Annotated in this window: 7 protein-coding genes; 2 read left to right on the top strand and 5 right to left on the bottom strand. The window is 36.6% G+C overall.

The window, feature by feature from the left end:
- The first annotated feature begins 969 nt into the window (after window positions 1–969).
- Window positions 970–1,629 carry a plasmid mobilization relaxosome protein MobC gene (locus FTU00_RS15195; protein ID WP_180179979.1) on the top strand — a complete coding sequence of 220 codons (660 nt, stop codon included), beginning with the start codon at window positions 970–972 and terminating at the stop codon, window positions 1,627–1,629.
- Between the two features lie 78 nt (window positions 1,630–1,707).
- On the opposite strand, the gene FTU00_RS15200 is transcribed toward FTU00_RS15195, so the two are convergent.
- The 3 genes from FTU00_RS15200 to FTU00_RS15210 form a co-directional block, all read right to left on the bottom strand.
- Window positions 1,708–1,998: an addiction module antidote protein gene (locus tag FTU00_RS15200; protein ID WP_004787581.1), complete on the bottom strand. Its 291-nt coding sequence runs from the start codon at window positions 1,996–1,998 to the stop codon at window positions 1,708–1,710.
- 3 nt (window positions 1,999–2,001) lie between these two features.
- Window positions 2,002–2,298 carry a type II toxin-antitoxin system RelE/ParE family toxin gene (locus FTU00_RS15205; RefSeq protein WP_004787583.1) on the bottom strand — a complete coding sequence of 99 codons (297 nt, stop codon included), beginning with the start codon at window positions 2,296–2,298 and terminating at the stop codon, window positions 2,002–2,004.
- A gap of 323 nt (window positions 2,299–2,621) precedes the next feature.
- Window positions 2,622–3,263: a TetR/AcrR family transcriptional regulator C-terminal domain-containing protein gene (locus FTU00_RS15210; protein ID WP_004787586.1), complete on the bottom strand. Its 642-nt coding sequence runs from the start codon at window positions 3,261–3,263 to the stop codon at window positions 2,622–2,624.
- 65 nt (window positions 3,264–3,328) lie between these two features.
- Between FTU00_RS15210 and tet(39) the strand changes: the two genes are divergently transcribed.
- On the top strand, window positions 3,329–4,516 hold the full coding sequence (gene tet(39), locus FTU00_RS15215; protein WP_180008790.1) for a tetracycline efflux MFS transporter Tet(39): 1,188 nt from the start codon (window positions 3,329–3,331) through the stop codon (window positions 4,514–4,516).
- Between the two features lie 229 nt (window positions 4,517–4,745).
- On the opposite strand, the gene FTU00_RS15220 is transcribed toward tet(39), so the two are convergent.
- Complete coding sequence (locus FTU00_RS15220) at window positions 4,746–5,276, bottom strand: plasmid replication DNA-binding protein (RefSeq protein WP_180179980.1); 531 nt, start codon at window positions 5,274–5,276, stop codon at window positions 4,746–4,748.
- Between the two features lie 78 nt (window positions 5,277–5,354).
- A complete protein-coding gene (gene repM / locus FTU00_RS15225) occupies window positions 5,355–6,284 on the bottom strand; it encodes a replication initiation protein RepM (RefSeq protein ID WP_180179981.1) in 930 nt (309 codons plus the stop codon).
- Window positions 6,285–6,417 lie beyond the last annotated feature (133 nt).

Consider the following 6,417-nt stretch of genomic DNA (forward strand, 5'->3'; position numbering starts at 1 on the left):
CTATGTAGCAACAATTTTATTATGTTGCTATAACAACATAATAAATATTTGTTGTCAAATACCGAGGAAACGTTGCTATATAACCGAGGAAACGTTGCTATATAACCGAGGAAACGTTGCTATATAACCGAGGAAACGTTGCTATATAAAGCTTGAAAGCCTTGTAAATAAAAGGATTCAGCCATCTTAAAAACATTTAAAAGCTTAAAAATAATTAAAAGCATATTTCATGAAAAATTGCCCTTGGTTTTCGCTTCGCTCAAACTCTATTGAATCTCGCTTTCGCTCGATTCGTCGGGGCAATTTTTGATTCAACTTTTCGTGACTTTTAGAAAAAGCAAAAATACTCGGAATTCGCTTCGCTCATAAAACTTTTTATTCGAGCTTCGCTCGATACATCAGCATAAATCTCGAATCGCTTTGCTCTGTTCTTGTTGAGAATAGGCTTATGCAGCTTTGTAATCAGGGAAAAGACTTCTGGAATTTTAATTTTGGGACGTCACTCGTAGACACTCGTTCGGTTCTTAAAAGATAAGCATGAAAACATAGTCTAATTTGCTCTCATTTGCGATTTTTAGCCCCTATTTACCATTTTATAAGTATATGGGTGCTTTTCATTTAAATGAGCCTTAAAAACGCATTTAAAAGCGATCTTCAATCATATTTAAAAAACTGGGTTCTAGCTTTTGAGATTTTTTCATTTTTGATCAGCAGATCAGAATGCACGCTTACGCGTTTCTCTTTAAGAAACTTAAATCAGATATCTTCAATTGGCTTGATTGCACCAGTTTTTAATGTAGTTCTTACTCCTGAATATCATTTAAAAAATTAGTCATGACAAAGAAAAATAGGGGAAATGCAAAGAATTGATTTCTAGGGCAGGATAGGCAGCAGCCGTTAAAATTGCCATTTTGTCACCCAGACTCTAAAATGAAGCTGCAAAATATCACTTTGCTTACGGAATTAATCATGACTAAAGACAATAAGATTTCTTTTAGAGTTGATCGAGCGGTGCTTGATTGGTGGGAGGCAAAGTGTGAGAAGCAAGGCGTTAAGAAAGGTGAGCCATTTCAGAAAGCTTTAGAAACTGCTTATAAAAAAGAAAATGATCCTGCATTTTCTGGACAGGATTTTTCCTTGCATCTGGATAATGATTTAGCTGAAAAAATCTTTAGTTTGGCCCAGGCGGAGCAGCAAGATCCGAATGAATTGATCATGGAGCTGTTAAGAGAAAAAATTGCTGAAAGGGAGAAAGTAGAAGACACGATCGATGTTTTTGAAAAAACCACACGCAAAGAATTAAGAATTAAACCAAGTTTATTAAAGAAAATTGATGAAAGAGCAGCCCTAAGCAAAATGAAGACGAATCAATATATTCTGTCTGTACTTACCGCAAACGTCACAAAAGATGCTCATTTTTTTGGGCAAGATGAAGCTCATTTGCTAGGAGACTCTAATGGGCAATTATCAGCTCTAGGACGTAATCTCAATCAGATGGCGAAAGCTATGAATCAAGGTATTTATGAGGCATATGACCGTGATTTTGTGGGTCGCATTCATGAACTCATCAGAGCTCATATACGTCACGTTTACAAACTGTTAGAACAGAATAAGAGAAGATGGGAATAAAAGTTTAGTCATGACTAAATTTCGCATAAGAGATTTTATGTTAAATAAGATGGAACTTAGACAAAATTTTATTAATAGTTATGCATTCTGCACAGTTAGTTTTAGACCTAAAGCATTTACTACACGATTAATCGTATCAAAACGAGGTGCTGAATCTTGACGGAGTGCTTTGTAAAGTGCTTCACGTCCAATTCCTGCTTCTTTAGCGATTTGAGTCATACCACGAGCTTTAGCAATTACACCAAGTGCATGAGCTAGTTCAGCAGGGTCATTCTCTTCAAGAACCATATTAAGATACATTACAATATCTTCTTCACTCTTAAGTGCTTCTGCCATGTCAAAGCTAGGTAGATCAGCTATTTTAACCATTTTTCAATCCTCTAAAGATTTTGATAAATCAACAGCTCGTTCTATATCCTTTTGCTGTGTAGATTTATCACCACCTCCAAGCATCACAATGATTACATCACCATGTTTGATGTAATACATGCGCCAACCTGGTCCGAAGAACTCTCGCATTTCCCAAACACCTTCTTGAAGATGCTTTACATCGCCCCAATTACCACGCTGAACCTTATCTAATCTTCGATTCAGTTTAAGACGGGTCATACTGTCTTTAATGCTATCTAGCCATTCATCAAATTCAGGGAGACGTTTAATCTCGGTCATGAAAGTTCCTCTTTATTGTATTCGATCGAATACACAACATTATAATGAATATATTTTATGAGTAAATGAAATAATAAGAATATATTTTATCAATTGATTATTTAATAACCTATGTTCTTGGCAAAAGGTATCAAACCTGCTCATAAAAAAGCCGACTTGTTTCTAAGTCGGCTTTTTACTGTTTTTGAAGTCAGTCAAAATTTTATAACTATATGAAAAACAATAATATTTTAAATTGCGTTTCGTATAAGCTCTATTATGTTAAATAATTAAGGATAAAAGCTTTATTACTAAATAGAACAGTTGCTTAAAGCAGTATAGAGTTAAGTTTGCATTTTAATATCAAGTTGTCTTTCAGCACCGATAATCACCATACGAATCCCATTTTCAAAAATGTCATCCGCATTCATATTTTGTAAGGTATTCACTCCTTGGAGCATGAGTGGATATATAGTTGGATCGGCTTCGAATGGTGGGTCTGATCTTATTTCTTCTTGCTGCTCCTCAAGGACCCACCCAACAATAAACCTTCCTAATGTCATAAGTAATGCAACTGCTTCAACAGGAGAAAACCCAGCATGAGATAACAGCGCAACTTGGGCCTCAATCGTGTTGAAATGTCCTTGACTGGGGCTAGTTCTTGCATGTAGACGAGCACCATCACGGTAAGCTAGTAGTGCTCGACGAAAGCTTACAGAATTAGCGAGCAACCAATCTTGCCATGTCATCCCATCGATGGGTAAAGAAACTAAATGGTGTTCATTTATAATGGTTTCCGCCATTGCTTCCATTAACAAGGATTTATTCTTGAAATGCCAATATAGAGTTGGAGATTTAATACCCAATCGTTGAGCTAGCTTGCGTGTGGTTATTGAATCTATGCCTTCTTCATTCAACATATCCAATGCGGTACGCAGGACTATTTCACGTGTCAGACGTTGAGGTGCAATATCTTTTTTACTCATAAATCTATCACTGATAGGGAGTGTGTGAGAGAATATTAATTCTATCATTGCTAGAGAAGGCATTTGTGAAGAAATCATTGAGCGTGATTTTAATCACTATATTTCTGGATGCTGTTGGGATTGGTTTAATTATGCCGATCTTGCCTGAATTATTACGGTCATTGGCTGGAGCTGAAGCAGGCGGTGTTCACTATGGTGCTTTATTAGCTGTGTATGCTCTGATGCAGTTCATTTTTGCACCTATCCTTGGAGCGTTGAGTGACCGATTTGGACGTCGACCTGTATTAATTATTTCAATTGCTGGTGCAACGGCTGATTATCTCCTAATGGCTGCTGCTCCTTCTCTATTGTGGCTATATATTGGTCGTATTTTTGCGGGAATTACAGGTGCCAACATGGCTGTTGCAACAGCTTATGTTTCAGATATTACTCCAGCCCATGAGCGTGCAAAAAGGTTTGGTCTCCTTGGAGCTGTCTTTGGTATTGGGTTTATAGCGGGTCCGGTAATAGGTGGAGTTTTGGGTGAATGGAACTTACATGCACCGTTCTTTGCTGCTGCTTTTATGAATGGGATTAATTTAATAATGACAGCAGTCTTATTAAAAGAATCAAAACACAGCAATAAAATGACTGAGAAGGTTCAGGAGCAATCAATATTAAAGAAATTATCCTATTTTATCACTCAACCTAATATGGCTCCATTGCTTGGTATCTTTTTAATTATCACATTGGTTTCACAAGTCCCCGCAACTTTATGGGTTATCTATGGGCAGGATCGTTATGGCTGGAGTATATTTATTGCAGGTGTTTCCCTTGCTAGTTATGGAATATGCCATTCTATTGCACAGGCTTTTGCTATCGCCCCTATGGTAAAGAGGTTTGGAGAGAAAAATACGTTGTTATGTGGAATAGCTTGCGATGCAATTGGTTTACTTCTTTTATCTATTGCTGTTGAAGAATGGGTGCCTTTTGCGTTGTTACCATTGTTTGCCCTTGGTGGAGTAGCCGTTCCTGCTTTGCAAGCAATGATGTCCAGAGGTATTAGTGATGAAAGACAAGGTGAATTACAAGGGCTATTAAGCAGTTTTAATAGTCTGGGGGCTATAATTGGTCCTGTATTAGTTACTAGCCTCTATTTTATGACTCAGGCATCAGCTCCTGGAATGGTATGGGCATTAGCTGCAATACTTTATGTAATCACCCTACCCTTATTGCTTAAGTATCGCCTGAATAAATATTCTGGAGTTCCATAAAATATTTAATTTATTGGTTTAAAAACTAATGGATTCTATAGTTTATCTAAAATTAACATAATACACCTTATACGAAATGCTTGAATTTTCCTTATAAGCATCAATATCTTAGTCAAAGCCGTTCTAGGGTTCAGCGCACTGGAACGGCTTTTTAATGACTTTTCACGTTCCACGCCTAGTATTTGATCAATGTTTCACGACTTTATTCATATTAGTTAAACAATCGTGGTTAATCATAGGGTCTAAAAAAACGGCTCCAAAAGCCCCTTTTTTCCGGTTCCTGTTCAATGTGCTCCGGTACTGGAATCCGTTTATTTTCCCTCTGCTCTGGAGTAGTCAATCCGTCATGTTTAGGCTCAGTCGTGTCTGGTTCTGGTTGTGCTGGAGCTGCATTCGATTGAGGCGGTTCTTGATCGGTAAACGTAGTCATATTGGTTTTTGGGGCTTCCAATAAGCGCTGCATCGTTTCAATCTGGTTTTGATAAAAGGATTCCCGGTCTTTGGCATCCAAAAGCTGATTTTTTAGCATGTCTATTTGCTGTCTAAGCAGTAAAACTTCTGCCGAATTTGGACTGTCTATTTTTACAGGTTCTTTTACATCCTGTTTTTTAACTGGCTCCCCAAAAACACGGATAGCCTCTGCTAGATCAATCTTATTTTCAGAATTTTTGCTTAAAATTCCTTTCTTTATATTGTTATAAATCGTTTGTCTATTGATATTGTAAAGCTTGGAAAGTTCAAGAACTGTAAGGGTTTTCATTCAGTAAACCTATGCCTAAACTTGTAAAAAGTTACAGTCTATTAGACTGTCTAATAGACAAATGATCAAGTTTAAATTCTAGGCAGGCGCAAAGCCAACTTTTTGAAGATAAGGGAATAATTCTTTGAATTTTTCACTATCCTGAAGCATTTCAGCAATACGTATAGCAAATTGTGGATAGCTTTCTGTACCCTGAGAATACTTCCCCATTTCTGGTAGTTCAGAAAGTTTACTAGCAAATAAATAGCGTTGCTTATCTGTCATCCTCGAAAACAGATCAGTTGTATTAAGATCTCTATTAGTTTCTATAGATCGAATAGTTGCTTTCTTTGGCTTAAAGCTAAAAGAAAATCCTGAGATTGAACGACCTTTTTTATGCTGTTCGTATTTAACAGTGATATCTGAAAATTCGTTGATTTGGTCTACTGCAATATCTAAAACACGTCTCTTAAATGCTTCCATTCGAGTGTATTCGTTAACACCTATACCAAGTTGACTACGAAATTTATTTAATTCATAAACAGGCGTTTTGCCTACAGACTTCCATTGCATTAAGAGTTCATAAAGACGTACTGCATAAACGCTTTTGAAGTCAGCTGTTTTTTTCAAATGATAACTAGTAAAGTACTGTTCAAACCCATCTATTTTAGTGACATGTTCAATTACCACACGAGTTAAGGTAACTAAAATTCTTCCTTCACCTTTCCGATAATTAGCATCTTGAATCCAGCGACTTTTTGTTAAAGTTCCATCTTCATTGGTAATCGTGAATTGTCTTTTAAAAAGAGAATCTTCTGCTTCAATTAACGCTAAATAAGCTGCATCTGGAGAAACGTTAAATGCTTTAGCATATCTAAGAGCATCTAATTCTAAAGGTTCATCTGTTGATAATCCTTGCCCAGTCTCACGAGCATCTACAATTGCAAGCTGAAGTAAACGGGTTTCGCTTAAAGTAAGTGTCTGTAAAGCTTGTACAAGTCTATTAGATTTTACGACCAAGTCTGTCATGTCATTCTATGTAGCAACAATTTTATTATGTTGCTATAACAACATAATAAATATTTGTTGTCAAATACCGAGGAAACGTTGCTATATAACCGAGGAAACGTTGCTATATAACCGAGGAAACGTTGCTATATAA

Source organism: Acinetobacter sp. YH12041 (genome assembly GCF_013419975.1).
In the GTDB taxonomy this organism is placed as follows: Bacteria; Pseudomonadota; Gammaproteobacteria; order Pseudomonadales; family Moraxellaceae; genus Acinetobacter.